This window comes from Mucilaginibacter sp. P1_A3 (assembly GCF_056406855.1).
On sequence record NZ_JBFTZJ010000015.1, the window covers coordinates 1 to 23,355 of the forward strand.

General features: G+C 42.5%; 22 protein-coding genes. 9 read left to right on the forward strand and 13 right to left on the reverse strand.

Annotation, left to right across the window (positions count from 1 at the left end):
* Positions 1-602: OmpA family protein (locus tag AC1D0K_RS26815; protein ID WP_477463122.1), on the forward strand; the 602-nt coding region annotated here is incomplete at its 5' end.
* A gap of 419 nt (positions 603-1,021) precedes the next feature.
* Here the strand turns inward: AC1D0K_RS26815 and AC1D0K_RS26820 are convergent.
* Positions 1,022-1,573, reverse strand: coding sequence for a DUF922 domain-containing protein (locus tag AC1D0K_RS26820; protein ID WP_477394249.1), 552 nt, complete (start codon positions 1,571-1,573; stop codon positions 1,022-1,024).
* Between the two features lie 20 nt (positions 1,574-1,593).
* Positions 1,594-2,466, reverse strand: coding sequence for an SPFH domain-containing protein (locus AC1D0K_RS26825; RefSeq protein ID WP_477394247.1), 873 nt, complete (start codon positions 2,464-2,466; stop codon positions 1,594-1,596).
* Between the two features lie 160 nt (positions 2,467-2,626).
* On the opposite strand from AC1D0K_RS26825, the gene AC1D0K_RS26830 reads away from it, so the two are divergent.
* Complete coding sequence (locus AC1D0K_RS26830) at positions 2,627-2,812, forward strand: hypothetical protein (RefSeq protein WP_295716914.1); 186 nt, start codon at positions 2,627-2,629, stop codon at positions 2,810-2,812.
* Here the strand turns inward: AC1D0K_RS26830 and AC1D0K_RS26835 are convergent, their stop codons facing one another.
* Genes AC1D0K_RS26835 through AC1D0K_RS26855 form a run of 5 tightly spaced genes read right to left on the reverse strand, consistent with a single transcriptional unit; the run spans position 2,813 to position 6,891 of the window.
* A complete protein-coding gene (locus AC1D0K_RS26835) occupies positions 2,813-3,652 on the reverse strand; it encodes a maleylpyruvate isomerase N-terminal domain-containing protein (RefSeq protein WP_477394245.1) in 840 nt (279 codons plus the stop codon).
* A gap of 36 nt (positions 3,653-3,688) precedes the next feature.
* Positions 3,689-4,189 (reverse strand): shikimate kinase, encoded by a 501-nt coding sequence (locus tag AC1D0K_RS26840; RefSeq protein WP_477394243.1) that lies wholly within the window; start codon positions 4,187-4,189, stop codon positions 3,689-3,691.
* A 7-nt stretch (positions 4,190-4,196) separates the two neighbouring features.
* Entirely contained in the window at positions 4,197-5,255 is a 1,059-nt protein-coding gene (locus tag AC1D0K_RS26845; protein WP_477394241.1) for an ABC transporter permease, read from the reverse strand.
* A gap of 3 nt (positions 5,256-5,258) precedes the next feature.
* On the reverse strand, positions 5,259-6,410 hold the full coding sequence (locus tag AC1D0K_RS26850; RefSeq protein ID WP_477394239.1) for a BT_3928 family protein: 1,152 nt from the start codon (positions 6,408-6,410) through the stop codon (positions 5,259-5,261).
* A gap of 1 nt (position 6,411) precedes the next feature.
* Complete coding sequence (locus AC1D0K_RS26855; protein ID WP_295716905.1) at positions 6,412-6,891, reverse strand: DUF1599 domain-containing protein; 480 nt, start codon at positions 6,889-6,891, stop codon at positions 6,412-6,414.
* 162 nt (positions 6,892-7,053) lie between these two features.
* On the opposite strand from AC1D0K_RS26855, the gene folP reads away from it, so the two are divergent.
* Positions 7,054-7,905, forward strand: coding sequence for a dihydropteroate synthase (gene folP, locus AC1D0K_RS26860; RefSeq protein WP_477394237.1), 852 nt, complete (start codon positions 7,054-7,056; stop codon positions 7,903-7,905).
* A gap of 406 nt (positions 7,906-8,311) precedes the next feature.
* Positions 8,312-11,209, forward strand: a complete 2,898-nt coding sequence (locus tag AC1D0K_RS26865; RefSeq protein ID WP_477463123.1) for a DEAD/DEAH box helicase — start codon at positions 8,312-8,314, stop codon at positions 11,207-11,209.
* A gap of 177 nt (positions 11,210-11,386) precedes the next feature.
* Here AC1D0K_RS26865 and AC1D0K_RS26870 read toward each other — a convergent pair whose 3' ends face one another.
* The 3 genes from AC1D0K_RS26870 to AC1D0K_RS26880 form a co-directional block, all read right to left on the reverse strand.
* Positions 11,387-12,643, reverse strand: a complete 1,257-nt coding sequence (locus AC1D0K_RS26870) for a pyridoxal phosphate-dependent aminotransferase (protein ID WP_477394233.1) — start codon at positions 12,641-12,643, stop codon at positions 11,387-11,389.
* 285 nt (positions 12,644-12,928) lie between these two features.
* Entirely contained in the window at positions 12,929-13,663 is a 735-nt protein-coding gene (locus tag AC1D0K_RS26875; RefSeq protein ID WP_295716071.1) for an acyl-CoA desaturase, read from the reverse strand.
* Between the two features lie 169 nt (positions 13,664-13,832).
* Entirely contained in the window at positions 13,833-14,843 is a 1,011-nt protein-coding gene (locus tag AC1D0K_RS26880; RefSeq protein WP_477394230.1) for an LLM class flavin-dependent oxidoreductase, read from the reverse strand.
* 442 nt (positions 14,844-15,285) lie between these two features.
* On the opposite strand from AC1D0K_RS26880, the gene AC1D0K_RS26885 reads away from it, so the two are divergent.
* The gene (locus tag AC1D0K_RS26885; RefSeq protein WP_477394228.1) at positions 15,286-15,705 is read left to right on the forward strand and encodes a response regulator; all 420 of its coding nucleotides are present in this window, start codon (positions 15,286-15,288) and stop codon (positions 15,703-15,705) included.
* On the opposite strand, the gene AC1D0K_RS26890 is transcribed toward AC1D0K_RS26885, so the two are convergent.
* Positions 15,702-16,475: an MBL fold metallo-hydrolase gene (locus tag AC1D0K_RS26890; RefSeq protein WP_477394226.1), complete on the reverse strand. Its 774-nt coding sequence runs from the start codon at positions 16,473-16,475 to the stop codon at positions 15,702-15,704. The two genes, AC1D0K_RS26885 and AC1D0K_RS26890, sit on opposite strands and share 4 nt — an antisense overlap.
* An 85-nt stretch (positions 16,476-16,560) precedes the next feature.
* Here AC1D0K_RS26890 and recJ point away from each other — a divergent pair, with 85 nt between their 5' ends.
* The 3 genes from recJ (at position 16,561) to AC1D0K_RS26905 (ending at position 20,814) form a co-directional block, all read left to right on the forward strand.
* A complete protein-coding gene (gene recJ, locus AC1D0K_RS26895) occupies positions 16,561-18,267 on the forward strand; it encodes a single-stranded-DNA-specific exonuclease RecJ (RefSeq protein WP_477394225.1) in 1,707 nt (568 codons plus the stop codon).
* A gap of 276 nt (positions 18,268-18,543) precedes the next feature.
* On the forward strand, positions 18,544-19,284 hold the full coding sequence (gene lptB / locus AC1D0K_RS26900) for an LPS export ABC transporter ATP-binding protein (RefSeq protein ID WP_366087120.1): 741 nt from the start codon (positions 18,544-18,546) through the stop codon (positions 19,282-19,284).
* A 6-nt stretch (positions 19,285-19,290) separates the two neighbouring features.
* Positions 19,291-20,814, forward strand: coding sequence for a GH3 auxin-responsive promoter family protein (locus AC1D0K_RS26905; RefSeq protein WP_295716061.1), 1,524 nt, complete (start codon positions 19,291-19,293; stop codon positions 20,812-20,814).
* Positions 20,815-20,832: 18 nt separating this feature from the next.
* On the opposite strand, the gene dinB is transcribed toward AC1D0K_RS26905, so the two are convergent.
* Together dinB and AC1D0K_RS26915 are read right to left on the reverse strand one after the other, a co-directional pair.
* Positions 20,833-21,951, reverse strand: a complete 1,119-nt coding sequence (dinB, locus tag AC1D0K_RS26910) for a DNA polymerase IV (RefSeq protein WP_477394222.1) — start codon at positions 21,949-21,951, stop codon at positions 20,833-20,835.
* Between the two features lie 76 nt (positions 21,952-22,027).
* Positions 22,028-22,210: a hypothetical protein gene (locus AC1D0K_RS26915; protein WP_477463124.1), complete on the reverse strand. Its 183-nt coding sequence runs from the start codon at positions 22,208-22,210 to the stop codon at positions 22,028-22,030.
* 568 nt (positions 22,211-22,778) lie between these two features.
* Here AC1D0K_RS26915 and AC1D0K_RS26920 point away from each other — a divergent pair.
* Positions 22,779-23,183, forward strand: coding sequence for a hypothetical protein (locus AC1D0K_RS26920; protein WP_477394218.1), 405 nt, complete (start codon positions 22,779-22,781; stop codon positions 23,181-23,183).
* The last annotated feature ends 172 nt before the right edge of the window (positions 23,184-23,355 follow it).

Genomic DNA, 23,355 nt, shown 5'->3' on the forward strand with positions numbered 1-23,355 from the left:
CTAAATCAAAACAAAACTTAGAGTGGGTAAACCCAGTTGCTCAAATGTATGATGAATTGTACGATGCAGCTTTACGCCAGGAAGTTGAAGCTTTAAAAGGCCGTGTTACCAACGTAGAAACTGCGGTTAACGACCTGAAAAAAGATTCAGACGGTGACGGTGTTGCTGATCAGTTTGACAAATGCCCAGGTACTGCTGCTGGTAGCGTTGTTGATGGTTCTGGTTGCGTTATCGTATTCCCTAAACCAGCTGCTGATTCAGTTGCCGTTAAAGGTACTGCTTACTCAAACATCCAGTTTGAATTTGATAGCTCAGTATTACGCACTTCATCTTACCCAGTGTTAGATGCAACTTCAGCTGATCTTAGGGCTTCTGGTAAAGGTGTAGAAATAGACGGTTACGCTTCATCTGAAGGTACTGCTGCTCACAACATCGCTTTATCAAAAGACCGTGCTAACTCTGTAAAAACTTACTTAGTTAACTCTGGTGTTGATGCTAAGAAAGTGAAAGTAAAAGGCTTTGGTGAAACCAACCCAATTGCTGATAACTCAACTGAAGAAGGACGTGTATTAAACCGTCGTGTTCAGTTCAAACAAAAATAATCTTTAATAAAATATTATTTGAAAAGGCTCCGGATAACCCGGAGCTTTTTTTGTTTTATGCAGTCACCCGGATCAAGCTGTGATATCTTTCTACCAACCAAATGCGTGTTCACGGGATTCAACTCCGGAATTATCTTTGCGGTCAAATCATTTAAAAAGAGGAAACCAACCGCATTGGGCAAATGAATCAGTTGCCAATTACCACAAAACAGTGGTTGCGACAAATCATCTCATGACTTTTCCCTTTTGTACATGCCGCAGTTTTTCTATAAAACAGCCAGAATAATACAGCTAAACATTCTTGATTTGAAATAGGCGGCTCAAAGGCACCATGTCAACATAATAAAGGAGACTGTCGACAAGCCTCACCGTAAAACAGGATCAGTTTAAAGGAATCGGTATGTATGCCAATACCGCCTCTATTCCTGCGGCATAAACTCCAACCGTTTTTTAAAATACAAGTCCCAGCTGTATTGCTGCTGGCGGTTGGTCATGTGTTGAGTATCTTCGTCGTAATCCGCGTTAAGTCTTTTGTACCTGCCATCAATGCGGTTAAAAATCTCCATAGCTTCATATCTATAATTACGACTAAAGCGGGTTTTCCCTATTTGCCTTAGTAGTTCCTGCTGCTCCAGGTAGGCGATCAAATAATGGCCTTGCTCATGCTTTAAAATTTCGGCCATCATTTCCTGTGATGCAACCCTGCCCCTATCAAGCCATGAACGGTTACTGTTAAGTACAAGATTAACTATGGCGTTTATAATATAATTTCCGCCACGATTACTTACCTCATATTTAAAATCAATTGTGCAGTTGGTATAAGCAACTACGCCGCCGGCATTTGCCCGCGGCGTACCCAAAAATTCGTTAACAGTTAGCTGGTGATATTGCTGGTATTGCTGTGCTTTTACTTTATTACTACCTAAACCAATGGCTATCAGGCCAATCCACATCACTGATCTTTTTTTCATTCAAATACAGGTTAAAACTTTTACTTTTTGACGCTGTCAGGATGTAAAAGGTTTAAAGCCATCATTTCTTTTAATGTATGCTGCATAGCATCGGTTGAACCATCCAAGAATATTACGTTCCCTTTTGAGTTTTCTGAGAAGTGTTTGATAGATTCTGTCCACATGGTGAATAAGATTACAGAGGTATCCATATTTGCACCAGCCATTTCTTTAGCGGCAACAGTCATACCGCGCGCAACTTCCTCGCGGAACAGCGCAATACCCTGACCCCGCAGCTGGGCCGCTTCGCGTTCGGCTTGCGCCGAAATCTTGATGGCGTTACCTTCAGCCTCGGCAGCTTTTGTTTTGGTGATCAACAGGGCCTGGCCCTCATTTTCGGCCGCAGCCTTCAGGTTATTTGATGCAACCACCTGGCTCATTGATTTCATGATAACGTCGTCAAAGGTAATATCGTTCAGTTGTAAATCCTGCAGGTGGTAACCCCAGCCTTCCAATATCACATCCAGTTGCTCCTTTACATGCTCTACAATATCGCGCCTCAATATCAATACCTCGCTTTGGCGTTTGGTGGCCACAAAGGCACGGATAGACCCCTCCACCGTACGGATAAGCGCCTGCATCAGGTTACGCTCATCAACAAACTTAAAAGCTACATTCTTGATAGTTTCTTCCTGCTGATCAAGTACCGAATACAAAAGCATCGCTTTAAAATAAACATTAGCCTGATCAAAAGTTACTGCCTGGAACTCCAGCTCGACCGAACGGTTCTGGATTGATATCTTAGAATAGATATTCTCAATAAAAGGCAGCTTAAAATTTAGTCCCGGTGTAAGTATGCGACGGTATTTACCAAATACAGTAATTACCACTATAGTGCCCTGTTTTACAGACACAAACGATGCTAGGATTATTATCAATAAAATAAATACAATAGTAATTGTGAGGATCTGGCCGGTCATAAGTGATATTATTAGATAAAATAAATATAGGATAAATTATTGGTGTGCTATTTGTTTTTATATAAAATGCTTACTAAAACAGCATACATATATTATGAATTTAAAACGCACTTTCGGAGCCATACTTACCGTGCTCGGTATCATCGGCTTAATTTATACAGGCATTGGAGTTATAAATCACAGTGGCCAGGCCACCACATTGGTGGTTGTGGGCATTATAGCTGTCGTATTTTTCTTTACAGGTATCAGCCTGGTGCGCACCACCAAAGATGAAGTGTAATTAAGCCATTACAGATACCATATTAAGCACTTGCCCGGCCAGATCACTATTACCGGTTATTTCAACCCTGCCCCTGATCTCATCCGGGCGAATGCTTTTGGAGAATAGTTTCCAGGAAATTTCTGGCGGAATTCTTATGGTGGCGGCAAAGGTTTCCGCGTCTATATCTTTTAATACCCCCCAGCTGTCTTTAAACTTCTGCAGGTACCAATTACCACCAATATTTGTGGTAATAGTGATTTTAATTTTGGTGCCCGTTGGTGCACCGATATTTTTAAAAGTATGCGGTAATGCTTTAAAGAATGTATCAATAAAAGGATAGAAAAACTCCCTGGTCAGGATACCTTCCCGTCCGGTTGCTTCCCTGATCTGTTGCTGGTGGTGCCATTTTTCGGTGTAGTCGCGCGCAAGGTGCATCCAGTTGAGGCTTTCGGATTCACCCGCCCAATTAACGGCGAATACAGCCGGGCTATACAGATCCAGTGATTCGTAATATCGGGTAGTAAGGTCCCCCGTGGCTTTATGAAGCAGGATCAAAACATCAGGGCTGATTCTTTTGGAGGCTTTTATCCAATCGGCATTCAGCAAATTGAGCCAGTTTACCAGGTCGGTATATGAATTGATAGCGGGAGGTTCCTCGCCATAATATTTATCTCGTTGCATAGATAATGTACGAATGTTCCCCTCAAGCAAATGCGATACAACATCCTTAACCTTCCATGCTTTCGCTACGGTTTGTTTATTCCAGTCATCAGGATTTAATGAATCCAAGAGGGTTATCAGCTTATCATCTAAAGGCTTAAAAAGGTGTTTGACGGCTATAGGTTCATTCGTCATCATGGCATAAATTATTTGCTTACAATAATAATAAGTATACTACGAAGTTATCACATCCTCCAATTTTTCAACCGATAAATCAATCCCATCAACGTGATGGACAGCTTGCAGGTAAAAGCTTTCGCGTTCGGCCAGTTTACCGGTTATAAACTCAACCAACTCATCCCCTTTTCTGCCTTGAAGCACCGGACGTATAGTTTTACTGCTCTCTAACCTGTCGGCCAGTGTTTTGGGCGATAGTTTTACGTACAGCGTTACGCCATTGGCATTCATCCAATCCATATTATCAAAAAAACAAGGCAGGCCACCTCCTGTTGATACAACCACATTTTCGGGATATTCTGTGTGTTTTAACAAATCTGATTCCATTTGGCGGAACGCGCTCTCACCAAAACTGGAAAAATATTCAGCTATACTCATGCCAACATGCTCTTCCAGTACATGGTCAAGATCAATAAATTCGTAGCCCAATTTGGCAGCCAGTTTACGGCTCCAGGTGGTTTTGCCACAGCCCATAAACCCGACTAAAAAGTATTTCATAATAATATCAGCTTAATTTTACCCGCGGATCAATCCAAACATAAATAATATCTACCAAAATACTAATCACCACAAAAATAAACGCGATAAAAAGTATAGAGCCCATTACAACGGGAAAATCCGACATTTCGAGGGCATCAACCGTGGCTTTGCCTAAACCGTTATAACCAAAAACATATTCCACAAAAAAGGAACCTGCCAGCAGTGAAGCAAACCAGTTGGCTATAGCGGTTATAACGGGGTTCAGTGCATTCTTGAGCGCATGCCTGTATATAATGGTGCGGTTACTTAGTCCTTTTGCCTTAGCTGTGCGGATATAATCCTGCCCCAGAACATCAAGCATGGCGTTGCGTGTTAACTGCACAATAATTGCCAGCGGCCGCAGGCCCAAAGTGATCATGGGTAATATTAAATTTTTCAGCGTAATCACCTCCCCCTTAAAGGGGTCATAACTGTACAAACTGCCAGACATGTTCAGTCCGGTGTATTTACTTAGCTCAAAGCCAAAGATCCAGGCTATGATGATACCCGCGAAAAATGAAGGCGCGGATATCCCCAGGGTAGAAAAACCAATGGCCAGCTTATCTATCCAGGTATCTTTATGTACCGCGCTCAGCACGCCTAAAAACACACCTATAACAATGGCAAATATCATGGCGGTGGTTGCCAGCACCAGGGTATTGGGAATAACCTCCAAAAGCAAAGTGGTAACATCCTTACGTGTTTGGTATGACCGGCGCAGGTAAGGCCATTTTAAAGCAAGTACCTTTGCCTTACTTACCGCAAAAAGTTTTGCGTAACGATATCGCTGCTGTTCTTCGGCTGTATTCAGGTGAATACCTACCGGCGAAAGATCATTCAGGTAGTAGGCAAACTGTACAGGCTTAGGCTTATCCAGGCCAAACTCTTTACGTACAGCTTGTAATGATTGCACATCGGCACGCTGCCCCTGGGTCATACGGGCAGGATCAACCGGCAGGATGTTAAACAAAAAGAAAACTACCAGCACCACCCCCAGCATAACCGCCAGTCCGTAAAATAATTTGCGGATAAGGTAGCTGATCATGATCTACTGCTTTTGAAAATAGTTTTTAACAAAATAGTCATACGTAGGTACCGAATGATAGTGCCATTTATTAACTATCACTCCCCCTTTTAGCAAGATAACGCCCGGATTTGAGCGCATCATGGTTTTAAGTGGTACGCCATCGGCATAAAAAATTTCACTTACCAGCTTATGTGCTTTGGCAAAGGCCTGGGCACTTTGCGCCGAATTGGAGGTTAGCAATATGGTACGAATATTAAAATTTTCTGTAGCGTTGATGGCCAGCGCATTTAAGCGGTTTATTGCCGCGTCATTCGTTTTATCCAAATCATAGGCTACTATAATAATGGTGTAGAATGGACTTGCAAATAACTCTTTGGTAAAATCGTTGCGCTGCGCATCCTGTAAAGACAAATCGCGTATTTTAGGTTCATAACCCTTTTTAACCAGGCGATTTTCCGGATCGCCTATCACCTCCCAATTGGCATCCTTCCAGATATTGGTACTCAGATATTCCTTATCGGTCATTACCTTGGTTTCTTTGGTTTTTTTATTTTTTAGGTGATAGGTAAGTACAAATACATCCTTGGGCGCATTGGGTGGCGTATCCATCTCTGCGGGGATGTTAGCACCTATCTTATAAGGCAAAAAATCTACTATTGGTAAAAAATTATAGGTATACAAGCCAAAACCTACCGAAACAACGGTAGCGCCTATGAGCCATTTATCGCCGGCCTTAGCGCTAAACAATGGTTTTATTTTGGTGCGGTTTACAAAAAGCACGGCCACCAAAACCAACAAAATCATGTCCTTACCGAATGATTGCCATGGCGTAAGCGGGATGGCATCCCCAAAGCAGCCACAGGTTTGCACTACCTTAAAAAAGGCGGAGTAAAAAGTTAAAAAGCCAAAAAAGATGATGAGCAGCAGTAATCCCCAGGCAACCTTTGCAGCACGTGCGCCAATAAGCAGGGCAAAACCCAGCAGCATTTCCAGCGCACAAAGCAAAATAGCACTGGTAAGCGCTAAGTTGTTAAGGAAGGTAATATGGAAAACCTCAAAGTATTCTTCCAGTTTATAGGAAAAACCCAATGGGTCATTCGCTTTTATGAGGCCCGAAAATATAAACAGTAAGCCTACCGCTATCCTGCAAAACCAAATAAGGCCATTCTTCATATTATAATCCCAATTTTATAAGCGCAAATACCGAGTAGTTCAGCATGTCCTGATAGTTGGCCTTTACTCCTTCTGATGCTTCGGTAAGGCCTTTGTTATCTTCAATTTGTTTTACACGCAGCAGCTTCATGAGTATCAGGTCAGTTAACGAGCTGATCCGCATATCGCGCCAGGCTTCGCCATAATCATGATTTTTGGCAAACATCAGTTCTTTAGTCTCCAATACTTTTTCGTCAAACAAGCGTTCAACGTGGTCAACCGCCAGCTCAACCGGGGTATCTGCTGTGCTATCAAGCTGCATCATAGCAATTACACAGTAGTTAACAATGCCTATGTATTCGCCTGTAATATCTTCACCCACCTTCGAAATCTTTTTTTCTTCGAGTGTGCGGATACGCTGTGCCTTTATAAAAATTTGATCGGTAATGGATTGCGGACGGAGGATGCGCCATGCGGTACCATAGTCGCGGGTTTTTTTCATAAAAAGCCCTTTACAATTATTAATTACCGCGTCGTACTCTGCTGATGTATTAGCCAAATGCTGAAATGTTTGAATGTTGAAACCTTTGAATGCTGGGCTGTCGCCAATGTTGCAAAGTTAAATTAACTTTACAACATTTAAACTTTGCAACCTTAAACTAACGTGGCTAAAGATACATTTTTTCGTAAAAAGGTTACCCTAAATGCGGGTGGTAAACTAATTGATCTATCCACCCCAAAAGTGATGGGAATCATCAACATCACTCCCGATTCTTTTTACAGCAACAGTCGCAAACCCGCTGTTGATGACGCGCTGGCGCAAGCCGGAAAAATGCTGACAGATGGCGCCGCTTTTTTAGATTTTGGCGCTTACTCTTCCCGCCCCGGCGCCGAAGATATTTCTGCTGACGAAGAATGTGACCGCTTACTTCCTGTTGTTGAAGCAATTGTAAAATCTTTTCCAGATGCTGTATTATCTATAGATACTTTTCGCTCGCGGGTTGCAGAGGCCGCTGTTAAGGCAGGCGCACATATAATTAATGATATATCGGGCGGGATGTTGGATACCGATATGTTTAATACCGTAGCCCGTTTGCAGGTGCCTTATATCTTGATGCACATGAAGGGAACCCCGCAAAATATGACACAAATGGCGCAGTACAACGATGTTTTTGGTGAGGTGCTTGATTATTTTGTTTCTAAATACCAGCAATTAAAACAGATGGGCGTTCATGATGTGATCATCGACCCTGGTTTTGGCTTTGCTAAAAAACAGGAGCACAACTATATGCTGATGCGCAGGATGCAGGAATTTAACATTTTGGGCCTACCCCTATTAACCGGCATATCACGTAAGAAAATGATCTACGGTTTGTTGGGCGGCACCGCTATCGATGCCCTAAACGGGACCACCGTATTAAATACAATTGCGTTAAGTAAAGGAGCCAATATTTTAAGGGTACATGATGTAAAAGAGGCCGTTGAGGCGGTGAAGATTTGGGAGAACTGCAAGTAAAAAAGTTTAATACGCTATGCCGATCTTCGTTTACGGCCTATTAATAGCAAAATGTATAAAAACACAAATATTAATATCCCTATAGATGACGTTGTAATACGGAGTACGCTGTGAGTTTCGATACCCTTGATAAATCCTCTAACGCCCAAAAAAAGCAGGAATATAAAAATTGGCGAAACTGCGATTAATACCTTTTTTTCGTTTTTTATTGGCATGTTTTTCATACTGCAAAATATGAAATTAAGCTAACTTCTTATTTATCCTTGCCTATTTGTTACAATCAATTTGGCTCATTAAACCCTTCAGTTAATAATAAAAAGCGCAAAAAATTTTCAATTGCAGCAAATTCTCATTACGTTTGAATTTTTTGTTGATGTAGCTTCTCTAAATTTTTTATCAAAAGTTAATGCTACGAGTCGACAGTACCAAACCATGCCAGATCATTTATGCCATTGCTAGGCATGATTACCTTGGCTATGTTATTGAACCGCACATCGTTCAGCTTAACCCCAACGGCGAATTTTCTTTAACCCACCAGCGGTTATTTTCCAATACAGCTAAAGAATTTATCCATTGTATTGATGAGGTTGATTTGAAACTCATCAAGATATTGGAAGAGATGGAGCAGGGTAACGTGATCAAAAAGTTTTATAAAAAGCCGATCCGTCCGTTCGAGTTCTTCTCAAAAATATTCACCGAGCAACTGTTTGATACCATTCGCCCCAAACTGGAGAAGCGTATGGCCGAGGCGCTGAGCCTGCTATGCAGCAAACAGGTGTATCAAATGAGCAAGGAAGGGTATCCCGGCGAGCGGAAGCTGCAATTAGCTACGGAAGCCGCTTCGGTACTGTTTCACTTCAGGCGCAACGAGGAGGAGATACGCTACTTCCCTACCATCAAATACCAGGGAATGCGTATTGAATTTATGTTTAAAAATGCCGAGATCATCTGCAATCACCCGGCCTGGATGCTGCTGGATGATACACTGTATTATTTTGACAAGGAGATAGAAGGCAAAAAATTAGTTCCCTTTCTTAATAAGCGCTTTATCGCAATTCCCCGGTCATCGGAACAATCGTACTTTGAAAAATTTGTTGCTCCGCTCATAGAAAAACATAATGTTTATGCCGAAGGATTTACCATCAATACCGAAAAGTATGATGCCCGGCCGGTGCTAAAACCTATTTATGTTGAGGGAGGCACATCGCAGCTGCAACTTTATTTTAAATACGCGGGTTATACTTTCCCGTATGGCGATGGTCGTACAGTGTCCGTAAGGATGGAAAAAAATGACGATGATTACTTGTTTCATCGCATTAAACGTTCAACTACCTGGGAAAAAGGGAAAATGTGCCAGCTGGAACAGCTTGGCCTTAAAACGGTATCAACCCTTTTCCAAAACCTGGAGGTGGATAATAAGCATGATGAAGATGCCGACCACTCCTTTTCAGTATTTGAATGGCTTAACCAGCATCATGATCAATTGATTGAACAAGGGTTTGAAATTGAACAGCCCGAAGGCCAAAAGCGTTACGTTTTTGGTAACAGCAAGATTGATCTTGAGGTAAAAGAAAATAACGACTGGTTTGATATTAACGCCATTGTATGCTTCGGCCCGTATCGTATCCCTTTTATACAGCTTAAAAATCATATCCTTAACCATAAAAAGGAGTTTACGCTACCATCCGGCGAAATTGCGGTGATACCTGAAAAATGGTTTTCGCAATATGGCAATCTTTTGCACTTTACCGAGGGCGGCAAGGAATTAAGACTACGCCGTCACCATATAGGCCTGGTAACAGAGCTTGCCGAAGGAGAAATGGCCAACGTTACCATGACCCGCAAGTTGCAAAAACTCAGCAATTTTGAAGAACTGGAAGAGGTGGACATGCCCCTGAACTTTGAGGGTCATTTACGGCCTTATCAAAAAGCCGGTTACAATTGGTTTCATTTTTTAAAGCAATACCATTTTGGCGGTTGCCTTGCCGATGATATGGGTTTGGGTAAAACCATACAAACCCTTGCATTACTGCAAAAGCACAAAGAATTTACCGAGACCGAAGGCGGCAAAAGCACATCGCTGGTGATCATGCCTACCTCATTGATATACAACTGGCTTAATGAGGCTAAAAAGTTTACACCGCAGCTTAGGCTTATGGTACATACCGGCACGCTACGGTACCGATCGGCAGAGGTGTTTGCCAATTACGATGTTGTGATAACTACCTATGGCATCAGCCGGATAGATATAGAGATGTTTAAGGATTACTTTTTTGATTATGTGATCCTGGATGAAAGCCAGAATATCAAGAACCCTTCATCTAAATCATTCCAGGCGGTAAAACAACTCAAATCGCGCTTTAAACTGATCCTGAGCGGTACCCCGGTAGAAAACTCGGTGAATGACCTTTGGACCCAAATGTCGTTCATTAACCCCGGTTTGCTGGGCAGTCAGCAGTTTTTTCAAAATGAATTTGTTTCGCCTATCGAGAAGAAAAAGGACGAAGACAAAGCCCGCAAGCTGCAGGCCCTGATAAAGCCTTTTGTTTTACGCCGAACCAAAGAACAGGTAGCTACAGAGCTCCCTCCAAAAACCGAGAACCTCTTCTACTCGCAGATGAGCGAAGAACAGTCATCGGTATATGAAAAAGTAAAATCAGAGTATCGCAACGAACTGCTTAAAAGCCTGGAAGACGGCACATTTGCCAAAAGCCAGATACAGGTATTACAGGGATTAACTAAGCTAAGGCAGATAGCTAATCACCCCATTATGATTGATAAGGATTATGAGGGCGATAGCGGCAAGTTTGAAGACGTGGTGCATACCCTGGCCAACGTACTGGATGGCGGGCATAAAGTGCTCATATTCTCTCAATTTGTAAAACAGCTTACTATTTACCGCGAGCATTTTGATAAAGAAGGTGTGCCATACGTTTATTTAGATGGCAGCACCCAAAACCGCGGTGATGTGGTAAAGCAATTCCAGGAAGATAAAAAGACAAGGGTGTTCCTGATCTCGATAAAAGCCGGAGGAGTGGGTCTTAACCTTACCGAGGCCGACTATGTTTTCATCCTTGACCCATGGTGGAACCCAGCTGTAGAACAACAGGCTATTGACCGTACTCACCGTATTGGCCAAACCAAAAACGTGTTTATCTATAAATTCATCACCAAAGATTCTGTTGAGGAGAAAATTCTTGCCCTGCAGCAGCGCAAACTAAGCCTCAGCCGCGCTTTAATCACTACGGAGGAGAGCTTTATCAAGTCGCTTTCTGCGGATGATATTAAGGAGATATTGGGGTAGGCTTTCGGATGTGCAGATTTTAAATTTCAGATGTGCAGATGATGTAAACTGATCATTGTCACAAAAAAATTGTCATCCTGAGGCACGAAGGATCTATTTTACAACATGCAAATCCGATATGCATAGTTCGCTAACAGATCCTTCGCTATCGCTCAGGATGACAAAAAGTGGGGCTACCTACTTCAACTTACCCAACGCTTCTTTAATTCTTGGTATCATTTGCTGAATTTCTTCCAGCGTGCTTGCACCTACCGAAGCACGGAACCAATTAACGGAATCATCGGTACCGAAGGCAGAAAACGGCACTAAGGCCACTTTAGCTTCTTTGATCAAATAAAAGTTAATATCAGCAGAGTTGTTCAATACCGTTCCATCAGGTGTGGTTTTACCTGTGTAATCAATTTTAAGGGTCAGGTAGATTGCTCCCATCGGGGTAATTGAATCTACATGAAAACCTTCGGCTTTAAGCACCTGGAAGCCTTCGTGCAAAGTGGTCAGGCTGGCCCGGATCTTTCCCTTAAGGTCTTCTAAATAAGTATCAACAGCTGGTTTGTCCATTATAAAGTGTGCCATGGCAACCTGCTCGGCCTTTGGCGACCATGCACCCATGTGGCCTACAATGGCTTTCATATTATCGATGATGTTTGCCGGACCAAAGCCCCAGCCCACACGTACACCTGTTGAGGCAAAACATTTGGATGCACCATCAATAAATACGGTATAGTCTTTAAGCTCCGGGCGCAGGGTAACGGGATCATAGTGTTTAAAATCGCCAAACGTTAACTGCGAATAGATTTGATCATACAGCAAATACAATGGCTTTTCGCCGGCGGCACGTGTTTTGTTTTCGGCAATAACCAGGTCGCAAATTTCTTCCAGGTCCTTTTTATTGAACATGGTACCTGTTGGGTTCAGGGGCGAGCAAAGTGCCAGTAATGTTGCTCCTTTTAAATGCGGACGAATCTCATCCGCAGTAGGCATAAAGTTATTTTCGGGCTTAGTTTCTACAATTATCGCTTCGGCGCCGGTAAGATCGCTGTAGTGATTATTGTTCCATGAAGGTGCGGGGAAAACCACTTTATCGCCCGGATCAACCAATGCTAAAAATGTGGAATAGATAAGCGGCCGCGAACCGCCAGAGATCAGTATCTCGTTTGCTTTATAATGAAGCCCCATTCTGCTGCTCAAAAACTCCGAAACACTTTCGCGCAAATTTAACATCCCATCAGCTGGCGGGTAGTTGGTTTGGTTTTGATTATAGGCATCTACAATACCTGCTTTTAAATCGGCAGGTATAGGGTAAATATTGGAGTCGAAATCACCAATTGTTAAATTAGCGATATTTTGTCCTTGACGTTTTAATTCATTTATCTCGCCCGCAATCTTGATGATCTCGGATCCGCGTAAATTTTGAGCTAATACAGAAACACTCATGTTGTTGATTTTATGAGCGGCAAATATAGGGATTTTTGGAGCAAGGATTTTTGGAGCAAAGAGCAAGGATTTTTTTTGGATTAAGGATTTGGGGATTAAGGAACAAGTATCTTTTGAACCAAAGTTTTTTTGGAGCAAGGACAAAAAAGTTAGTAAATAGAAAAAGCAATCGTTTAGATTGCTTTTTCTATTTATAATTTATACAACGTCTTTTCTCCGAAAATCTATGTTCCTTGCTCCAAAAATCTCTGATCCTTATATCAAAAATCCTTGTTCCTTAATCCCTTACAAATATGCTTTCCTTAACCTGATGATATGCATCCAGTGCATCAGTTTCATTACAGGGTAAACAGGGTCAATTTCGAACCATTTGGCTCCAAAATTTGCATTATTGGGGCGCTTGTGGTGATTGTTCTGAAACAATTCGCCAAGCATAAAGAAATCAAACGGGGTTGTATTTTTTGATTTATCGCCATTATCAAAATTAGCGTAACCGTATTTATGACCACACCAGTTAACAATTGCGCCATGGATAGGGCCCATCATAAAATGGATAGGAATTAACAGGTACATCCACCATTGGGTAGCAAATGCTACGTAAAAAGCGATATATAATGCGCCAAATGTAAGGCGTGATGCGATAGACGATCCAACGTAATCCAAAAAGCGCCATTCAGGGTAATTACCTTTAAAACGTTCTTCGGGTTCTTTTAACCTTTTAACGTGATCGCGGTAACTTAATACAGTATGCCACATCAACTGAAAAACATCCTTAAAAAAGTGTGGTGAATGCGGATCCTTTTCGGTATCGCTGTAAGCATGATGCTCACGGTGCATTATAGCATAAGCACGAGGATTTAAGAAAGAAGATCCCTGGCAAATGAATGTCAGCAGATAAAATGTTCCCTCAAAAAACTTGTTTGTTGTGAACATTTTGTGTGAAGCGTACCTGTGTAAGAAGAACGTTTGAAAAAATAGCGACAAGAACCAGTGCGCTATGAAGAATATTATTATTACCACTGAATTAGAATAATTAGAATGAACTGTTATTTATAATCTTTCCAAAGGTACGATTAAAACCGATAAAAAGTTTTTGTGCGAATTTTTTGACGTGAATTTTTTATGAAGAAAGGCTATATTCCCCTTAAATAGCAGCCTTTCTTACTAAGAAATATTTTTTTTATTGTTATTATAAATTAAATTCCCGGGCAAGTAATCGGTAGGATTCCAGTCTGTCCTCAAAGTTTTCGGTGATCGTAACGGCCATAATTTCATCAACATTGTAATCATCTGCCAGCCAGCCCAGCTTTAATTTAATTTCGGATGGTGTACCGGTAATAACCCGGTAGCGGTTATGACGGATACGTTCCTGGTCCTGTGCGGTATAAACTTCGTTTTTAATGTCATCATAAGCTATGGGAATAATTGGTCCGCCTTTTTCAAACTGTAGGAAACGATGATCCATAACCGCCCGGTGTTGCTTAATCTTCTCCTCATCTTCAGAGCAAAAAACAAAAATGGCTACGTTAACCGCCGGCTGTGCCAGGTCATCGGATGGTTGGAAACGCTCGCGGTACAATTTAACGTTCTGCGGGCCGCCATTGGGGTTTATGAAATGGGCGAAGGAAAAGCCCATGCCAAAATGCGCGGCAAATAAGCCGCTTTGCCCGCTTGAGCTTAGCAACCATTGCGCAGGCACCGTTTTTACCTGCGGTATAGCCCTTATTTTAGCCTGTATGGTACCCGGCTCATAAGTATCATGAAAATAGTTATTTAAATCGGCCAGCTGCTCCACAAAATCCTGCTCCTTAAACTGATTGGATGGATTTAGTATCGATGCCGTGATACGGTCGGTGCCGGGTGCGCGGCCCATGCCCAGGTCAATACGACCGGGAAACAATGCTTCCAGCATCCTGAAATTTTCGGCCACCTTTAAGGTACTGTGGTTAGGCATCATGATACCGCCCGAACCGATACGCATTCGGTGGGTTTGCCCCGCCAGGTGGGCTATCAATACTTCGGGGGTTGAGCCGGCCAAACTACCGGTGTTATGATGTTCAGATACCCAATAACGGGTATATCCTAATTCATCAGCAAGCTTTGCCAGTTGTATAGTTTCTTTTACTGCGAGCTCGGCAGTAGCGCCTTTTCTAATAGGCGACTGATCAAGCACACTTAAGCGAATTTTCTTTGTGTCCATATTATATATGAACACAAAAATAAGCATAGGTTTGCCTGTGGATATTACAATGGGGTTTTATGGCTTTGGAATTACTTTTAAACAGGCACAAATAGCCATCCGGACACCAGTGAATTTTGCTTAAACGTGTTTAAAAATGGATGTAGATTTTCTCAATTAATAAAAATCAAATTTCAAATTGGAGCTTACGCGTCAACCCCATCAATAAAATGTCATTTTTATCCATCTCAGATACCAAAAGAAGGGATTATGCAGTTAAAAATTCGGTATTTTTATAGTTGAAAAGCCCCATTCATCAGCTCAAAAAATTAAAAAAACTATAAAACTTTTTTAATTAAATTTTTATCTCCCTTGTATGCAAACAATTACAGAAATTACAACTTTTAGGGGTATAACCTTTTAATTTATTGTTCCGTATAAAGAATATCGATTTAAGCGAATTATGACAATTAACACAAAATCCGTTAGCGTATTATTGGTTGATGACGATGAGATCAATAATTTCATCTCCATTAAATTAATAAAGAAGGCTTTATTAAATACAGAGATCATGGCCTGCTTAAACGGTAAATTTGCTATTGAGCAATTAGCTGAGATACAGAACCAGGACCCCAATAAATTGCCCGATTATATACTTTTGGATATTAATATGCCTATCATGAACGGATGGGAATTTTTGGACGAATACAAACGCTTAAACCTCGATCCGCTGGGCAAAAGCAAAATTTTTATCATATCATCTTCTGTATTTAGTAACGACATTAATAAAGCGCGCTCGTACCCACTGGTAAAAGACTTTATCAGCAAACCGCTTAACGTAGAAAAAATTAAAGAACTTTTTGACGTACAGCCACAGGATTAAGCGGGCGTAACTTTAAAATGCTCGCCGCCATCATCACTGCTTACATTACCAATTGCAAATGATTTGGAATGATAAAACAGGCAGGTCCAACCTTCTTCTGATGCTAATTTCCCGTACTCTTCACGTAATTGCATCGCCTTACGCCCATCCATATCATATTTAGCTATAAACTTTCTTATCAGTTGCTCTGGTTCCGGTAGTTCGTCGCCACCAAAAAGCACTTTTGTACCTTCTATATCTATCCAGAAAACCTGGTGAAAAGGGCAGTGCCCGCCGGATAGTTCATATCTTATGCCGGGTATCAAATCGCCACTCCCCTCAACAAGGGTAATGTTAGCATCCTGCAGGGCCTTAAATATCTCTTTATGGTATGATGATGATTTGCCGGTTATCCCAAACTCCCATTCTCCTTTTTGTATGATATGCCTGGCCTGCGGAAAGCTGGGTACCAGTTTGCCATTACGCTCAACCACCAGGCCGCCAGAATGGTCATAATGCAGGTGCGACATGAGCACCAAAGTTACATCTTCCGGGTCAAAACCTGCGTTACGGATATTTTGATGCAGGATCAGCTCATCGCGGGTATCTTTAAAGCCAAGACCGGTATCTAACACGATAAGATCGCGGCTGGTTTTGATCAGGAAAGGGTTTACATGGATAAACAATGAACCCGGTCGGTCCCTGAAATTGTCAGTCTCGGGGTTAAAGGGAATAAATTTTTTAGTTGAATCAACTGAGTATGAGCCCTCTCCTAACGCGAAAATTTCCATAGATGCAATGTGTCAGATTTTGAATGTAACTTTGTCTGTTTAAAAAGTCAATAATTATATTTACTGTTTTAAAAGCTACAAAGATATGAATAAACGTTGGGCGGTAAGGGAAAATGCTGACGAAGGATTGGTAAGCAAATTAGCCGCCGAACTTAATATTGATACCGTTTTAAGTACCCTGCTGGTTAACAGGGGGATAAGTGATTTTGAGGAAGCCCGGTACTTTTTCAGACCCGATCAGCGACACCTGCATGATCCATTCCTGATGAAGGATATGGAGAAGGCTATTGAACGCATAGAACTTGCCATGGCTGCCGGCGAAAAGATATTAGTATATGGCGATTATGACGTTGATGGCACAACCGCGGTAGCCACCGTTTACGGCTTTTTTAGCAAACGCTATACCAACCTGGAGTATTATATTCCCGATAGGTATAAAGAGGGTTATGGCATATCAACCCAGGGAATTGATTATGCGGCCCAAAATGGCTTCAGCCTAATTATCGCGCTGGATTGCGGAATAAAATCGGTGGATAAAATTGATTATGCCAATACTTTGGGTGTTGATTTTATTATTTGTGATCACCACTTGCCCGGTGCCGAACTGCCTGCCGCCGCAGCCGTACTTGACCCCAAACGTGCAGATTGCGAATATCCTTACAAAGAATTATCCGGCTGTGGCATTGGCTTTAAATTGATACAGGCTTATGCCGAAAAAAATGATATTCCCTTTGAGGAAGTAAGCATATACCTTGATCTTGCCTGTATCAGCATATCCTGCGATATTGTGCACATCACCGGCGAAAACCGGGTACTGGCACATTTTGGCCTGCAAAAAATAAATACCAATCCCTGCATCGGCGTAAAAACATTAATAGAAATAGCCGGCAGAACCCCGGGTAATTTAACCATATCTGATGTGGTGTTCCTGATTGGGCCGCGCATTAACGCGGCCGGCCGTATTGATGATGCCAAACATGCCGTGGAGCTGCTGATAGCCTGCGATGAAAATGCAGCCAAAGCAAAAGGCCTCATGATCAATACCCGCAATACCGAACGAAAGGGCCACGATCTTAATATCACCGATGAAGCCCTGGGGATGATTGATAATGACGAGATCCTGATTGGCAAAAAATCAACCGTGGTTTTTAATAAAGACTGGCATAAAGGCGTTATCGGCATTGTAGCATCCCGCCTTACTGAAAAATATTACCGGCCAACCATCGTGCTCACTCAATCCAACGGTCATGTGGCGGGTTCGGCACGCTCTGTGCTCGGCTACGATCTTTATGAGGCTCTTTGCGAGTGCAAAGATCTGCTGATCCAGTTTGGTGGCCACAAGTATGCCGCGGGCCTCACCATGCATCCTGAGAACGTTGAAGCGTTTAAAATCCGGTTTGAAGAAGTGGTAAGCGCCACCATATTACCAGAACAATTAATTCAACAGATACAAATTGACGCCGAATTACGTTTAAGCCACATAGAACCTAAATTTTTTAGAATACTGAACCAGTTTGCCCCCTTCGGCCCCGAGAATATGGCGCCCATTTTCATTAGTAAAAATGTGTATGTTAGCGGTAACGCGGGTTTGGTAGGTTCGGCGCATATAAAAATGGCTGTAATGCAGGAAGGCTCACCGGCTTTTGATTGCATTGCCTTTAACCATGGCGAATATCTGCCACAATTGAAAAGCGGTGTTCCGTTTGATATTTGCTACAGCATTGAAGAAAACGTTTGGCGGGAAAGAAGGACTATACAGTTAAATATAAAAGGAATAAGGATAGGAGCGTAAGCTACACATACCTGTCATTGCGAGTGGTAAAATCCGGAGGACACTGAAAAGGAAATAACGTTAAAAAGGTTTGTCATCCTGAGGAACGAAGGATCTATTCGCAGATTTACAGGGCGAAGAAGCATGGCGAATAATAGATCCTTCACTGCGTTCAGGATGACAAAAAATTAAAAAAAACGTCGTAGGTAGGTACGAAGCAATCCCCGATTTGCAGGTCAGCCCTGTACGGTTAGGAATCGCTTCTTACCTCGCAATGACGGTCGGAAAAATAAAATAATGATACTAAGAGCAGAAAATTTAGTAAAAAAATACAAACAGCGCACCGTTGTTAACGATGTATCGTTCGAGGTAGCACAGGGCGAGATAGTTGGTTTGCTTGGGCCTAACGGAGCCGGGAAAACCACCTCATTTTATATGATCGTAGGATTGATAAAGCCTAATGAGGGTACTATTTTTCTGGATGATAAAAATATTACCGGTGATGCCATGTATCGCCGGGCTCAAAAAGGTATTGGTTACCTGGCGCAGGAAGCATCAGTTTTCCGCAAGCTTTCTGTAGAAGATAACATTAAAGCGGTACTGGAAATGGGCACTATGCCTAAAGACAGGCAACGCGATAAACTGGAGGAGCTGATAGACGAGTTTAGCTTACATAAAGTGCGTAAAAACCGTGGCGACCTGCTATCGGGAGGTGAACGCCGTCGTACCGAAATTGCCCGCGCCCTTGCCGCCGAACCTAATTTTATTTTACTGGATGAACCCTTTGCCGGGGTTGACCCTATCGCGGTAGAAGAGATCCAGGCCATGGTAGCAAAACTGAGGCACCGCAACATCGGCATCCTGATTACCGATCACAACGTACAGGAAACCCTATCCATTACAGATCGCGCTTACCTCCTTTTTGAAGGCAAGATACTGGAATCGGGCGTGCCCGAGGTATTGGCCGAAAATGAAATGGTACGTAAGGTGTACCTGGGTGCAAACTTTGTTTTGAAAAGAAAAGTATTCCCTCAATAAGCTTATATGACAATTTTCAACTCTGTATTTACATGGTTTATGAAGAAGCGTATCCACCAGATAGAGCTTTTTATGAAATACCCTAATGAAGTACAGGAGGAATGGTTTGAGCAGCTCATATCTATGGCCGAAAGCACCGAATGGGGCCGCAAGTATCAGTATAAAAGTATTGAAAACCTCAACCAGTTTAAAGAGCGGGTACCTATCCAAACTTATGATACGCTTAAACCCTACATCGAGCGGATGCTCAAGGGCGAAAAAAATGTGCTGTGGCCGTCAGAGATCCGCTGGTTTGCAAAATCATCGGGCACTACCAGCGATAGGAGCAAATTTATACCTGTAAGCGAGGAGGCCTTAGAAGAATGCCATTTTAAAGGCGGTAAGGATTTGCTTACCATCTATTTTAACAATCAACCCAATGCCCGTATGTTCACGGGTAAAATACTTACCTTAGGTGGCAGTCACCAGGTGAGCCAGCTAAGTGCCGATACTTCTTTCGGCGATCTATCCGCAGTGATCATGAAAAATCTGCCCCTTTGGGCCGAATTTCACCGCACGCCTGATATGGATATCGCATTGCTTGAAAACTTTGAGGAGAAAATTGAAAAGATGGCTTATGCCACCAAAGATGTGAATGTAACCAGCATCAGCGGTGTACCTACCTGGAACCTGGTATTGTTTAAACGCGTACTGGAGATCACCGGCAAAAAAAATCTGCTGGAGGTTTGGCCCAACCTGGAAATGTATTTTCACGGCGCCGTTAATTTTACCCCTTATCGCGAGCAGTTTAAAAAACTGATTCCCAGCGATGACATGTATTACCTGGAAAATTATAATGCATCCGAAGGTTTTTTCGGCATCCAGGATACCAAAGAGCCCGGAGATATGCTCCTGATGCTTGACTATGGTATTTTTTACGAGTTTTTACCTTTAGAAAACCTGCATCATGAAAACCCCGAAACGCTTACGCTTGATGAAGTAGAGCTGGATAAAAACTATGCCCTCATCATCAGCACTAATGCGGGCCTTTGGCGATATATGATTGGCGATACCATCAAATTTTCATCGCTAGCACCTTTCCGGATCCGGGTTACCGGCCGAACCAAACATTATATTAACGCCTTTGGCGAAGAAGTGATCATTGACAATGCAGAGCAGGCGCTTGAAGAAGCCTGCCACCAAACCGGCGCTATCATTCGTGAATACACCGCTGCCCCGGTATACTTTAACGGTAACGACTGTGGCGCTCATGAATGGATCATAGAGTTTGAAAAGAAGCCCGCCGAATTTGAACGTTTTGTTGACCTGCTGGATGAAACCCTGCGCCGCATCAATTCCGACTATGATGCCAAGCGTTTTAAAGACCTTGCCCTGCGCCGGCCGATAGTTCGCGTTGCACCCCAGGGCACCTTTTTTAACTGGATGAAGGAAAAAGGAAAACTGGGCGGCCAACATAAAGTACCGCGTTTAGCAAACGACCGTGAGTATGTGGATGCTATTTTGAAGATAATGGAACCGGTAGGGCTATAGACGCTATATCTTCAATTCTTATAACTTTAAAGTCAGCTGATCTCCGGGGCCGATTTCTTTTTCTTCTTTATGCTTGGGTACAATATCACCAAAATTGGATAGCGAAATGCCTAACAGCCTGATGCGGGTATCTTCCGGGTTAGTAGCAGCCATCAGCTGTTTAGCCGTTTGGCTAATAGTTTCCAAATCGTTAAACGCGGTAGTAAATGATTGATTGCGGGTGATCTGCCTAAAATCGCTGTATTTTACTTTGAGGGTAAGCGTTCGGCCTTTCAGCTCATACTTTAGCAAACGGTTATGAACAGTAAGGGCTATCTTATCCAGTTCGGCCTCCATTTCGGACAGGGTGGTAAGGTCATAGGCAAAGGTATCCTCGGCACCTAATGATTTGGTTTCGCGGTGGGGCTGTACTTCCCTGTTATCAATACCGCGTACTATCTGGTAGTAAAACCTGCCGGGCTTGCCAAAGTGTTTGGTCATTTCCTCCTCGCTCAGCCTTTTTAGGTCGGCGCCGGTGTGCAGGCCCATTTGTTTCATTTTCTGGGCAGTTACCTTGCCTACGCCAAAAAACTTTTCAACCCCTAAAGCCTCCATAAAAGCTTCAATATTTGATGGCCCTATAAACTTCAGGCCATCGGGTTTATTGATATCGGATGCTATTTTGGCTACAAATTTATTGATAGATACACCTGCCGAGGCTGTTAGGTTCAGCTCATCTTTAATGGCTTGTTTTATTTGTTTGGCAATATCAATGGCCGAGCCGATGTTGAGTTTATCGTTGGTAACATCAAGATAAGCCTCATCTAAAGAGAGCGGTTCTATCAGATCGGTATATCGGCTGAAGATCTCCCTGATCCGTTCCGAAACCTCTTTATAAGCCGCGAAGCGTGGCCTTACAAACAAGGCATCGGGGCATAACTGCAAAGCCCTTTTTGATGACATGGCCGAGCGGATACCAAACTTGCGGGCTTCATAACTGGCTGTGGCTACTACCCCGCCCCTGCCCTGCGGCAAACCACCAACTACCAAAGGCTTGCCCCGGTATTCCGGAAAATCCCGCTGCTCAACAGACGCGTAGAATGCATCCATATCAATATGGATAATTTTACGGATGATCTGTGTAGGTTGGTCTGGCATCGGTATTGCAAATATAAGCTGCCCTGCTTCGCAAAAAGGTATCTATAATTTTTATTCAATGATGCGGCATAACACCTTAATAATGACCAGGCTTTTTTGCTCCCCGCTTATAAATCCCCTTTAGCCGTAATTTGGCAGATGTAACCTCCTGCCCTGCATTGGCCTTGATGCCGGGCTTATCATCTTTGCCGTTTGTGTCTATCCCCTTGCTATAGACCGAAGGAATCCATTCGAGGTTTAGTTTATATCCGCTTTGCATAGTCATACTGATTAATGCAGCCTTTCATCACAATGCCGGTTGCCAAAAACAATTGTGTCGTTATGCCGGCTTTTTGCAGGGCTTAGTAACATCCTCATTTAATCCTCAAAAATCAAGAACTTTTGCGCGGGCAAAACAGCTCAATAAGCAAGGATAATCACAAAAACAGTTACTCCTGAACGCCGGGAGCCGAAAGCAAGACTATTGGGCAAAAAAAAGCTCCTCACATCCTGCCGTTTTACGCCCACCGAAAATAACATCCGTGGCAAATATTTCAGCAAAAAGCAATCAAATACGTGCTATTAATTTCACTAAATTTATTTCAACAAACTTTAAATCAATAAATTACAGGCAAATACACCTCCAAAAACACATCAAAAATCTTAGTGTAATAATTACACTAAGATGAATAATATCATCCAGGAAAACCACACCTTTGCAGTGAAAAATAGGACACCAATATATAACCCTAAGGGCGACAATATCGGGTTAAAATTGGCCCCGTTTTTTGGTTGTATTCATAGATAAGCAATACAATTAATTAACATAACAATTAAAAAATAAAACAATGAAAACCAAAATTTTATCCGTAATCACAATGTTTGTTATGGTGTTAGGTTTAACAAAATCAACCTACGCCAACTCATTAACAATGGATGCCTTCACCCTATTAAATGATATCAGCGCCATCAATAAAATAGAAGTTCACGGCAATGTAGAGTTATACATATCTGATGCAACTCAAGACCAGGTAAAAGTTTACAATAAATACTACGCCGAACGCGCATTAGTGCAAAGCAAAAATGGCGTGCTAAGCATTGCCTCATACACCAACGAAAAACTGGTAGTCTGGGTAAGCGCTGCCGACCTGCGTTCCGTTTCGGTATTTGATAACTCCACCGTAAAATCATTCGGTAAACTATCAAAAATTGAGTTCAACGTGGATTTGCACAACAACGCCGTCGCCAGTTAAACTTAGACGCGTTTAGTACTACCTTAACCGTAAAAGATAACGCAACGGCCGATTTAAAAGGCGCCACAGAAGAATTAAACCTGAACAGGGCAATCCAGTCAAACGTTAAAAGTAACAACTTTGCTGTGAGCCATTTAGTTGAAAACAAAGCCATTTATACTGCCGGTATGGG

What these genes read in the sequence shown, in the direction of transcription:
- AC1D0K_RS26855 (WP_295716905.1), bottom strand. Translation starts at nt 6,891, where the DNA reads ATGAAAAAAACCCGCGACTATGGTACCGCATGGCGCATCCTCCGTCCG.
- AC1D0K_RS26820 (WP_477394249.1), bottom strand. Translation starts at nt 1,573, where the DNA reads ATGAAAAAAAGATCAGTGATGTGGATTGGCCTGATAGCCATTGGTTTA.
- AC1D0K_RS26845 (WP_477394241.1), bottom strand. Translation starts at nt 5,255, where the DNA reads ATGATCAGCTACCTTATCCGCAAATTATTTTACGGACTGGCGGTTATG.
- AC1D0K_RS26890 (WP_477394226.1), bottom strand. Translation starts at nt 16,475, where the DNA reads ATGGAAATTTTCGCGTTAGGAGAGGGCTCATACTCAGTTGATTCAACT.
- AC1D0K_RS26870 (WP_477394233.1), bottom strand. Translation starts at nt 12,643, where the DNA reads ATGAGTGTTTCTGTATTAGCTCAAAATTTACGCGGATCCGAGATCATC.
- AC1D0K_RS26905 (WP_295716061.1), top strand. Translation starts at nt 19,291, where the DNA reads ATGACAATTTTCAACTCTGTATTTACATGGTTTATGAAGAAGCGTATC.
- AC1D0K_RS26920 (WP_477394218.1), top strand. Translation starts at nt 22,779, where the DNA reads ATGAAAACCAAAATTTTATCCGTAATCACAATGTTTGTTATGGTGTTA.
- AC1D0K_RS26885 (WP_477394228.1), top strand. Translation starts at nt 15,286, where the DNA reads ATGACAATTAACACAAAATCCGTTAGCGTATTATTGGTTGATGACGAT.
- recJ (WP_477394225.1), top strand. Translation starts at nt 16,561, where the DNA reads ATGAATAAACGTTGGGCGGTAAGGGAAAATGCTGACGAAGGATTGGTA.
- AC1D0K_RS26915 (WP_477463124.1), bottom strand. Translation starts at nt 22,210, where the DNA reads ATGCAAAGCGGATATAAACTAAACCTCGAATGGATTCCTTCGGTCTAT.
- AC1D0K_RS26880 (WP_477394230.1), bottom strand. Translation starts at nt 14,843, where the DNA reads ATGGACACAAAGAAAATTCGCTTAAGTGTGCTTGATCAGTCGCCTATT.
- AC1D0K_RS26865 (WP_477463123.1), top strand. Translation starts at nt 8,312, where the DNA reads ATGCTACGAGTCGACAGTACCAAACCATGCCAGATCATTTATGCCATT.
- AC1D0K_RS26830 (WP_295716914.1), top strand. Translation starts at nt 2,627, where the DNA reads ATGAATTTAAAACGCACTTTCGGAGCCATACTTACCGTGCTCGGTATC.
- AC1D0K_RS26850 (WP_477394239.1), bottom strand. Translation starts at nt 6,410, where the DNA reads ATGAAGAATGGCCTTATTTGGTTTTGCAGGATAGCGGTAGGCTTACTG.
- lptB (WP_366087120.1), top strand. Translation starts at nt 18,544, where the DNA reads ATGATACTAAGAGCAGAAAATTTAGTAAAAAAATACAAACAGCGCACC.
- dinB (WP_477394222.1), bottom strand. Translation starts at nt 21,951, where the DNA reads ATGCCAGACCAACCTACACAGATCATCCGTAAAATTATCCATATTGAT.
- AC1D0K_RS26840 (WP_477394243.1), bottom strand. Translation starts at nt 4,189, where the DNA reads ATGAAATACTTTTTAGTCGGGTTTATGGGCTGTGGCAAAACCACCTGG.
- AC1D0K_RS26835 (WP_477394245.1), bottom strand. Translation starts at nt 3,652, where the DNA reads ATGATGACGAATGAACCTATAGCCGTCAAACACCTTTTTAAGCCTTTA.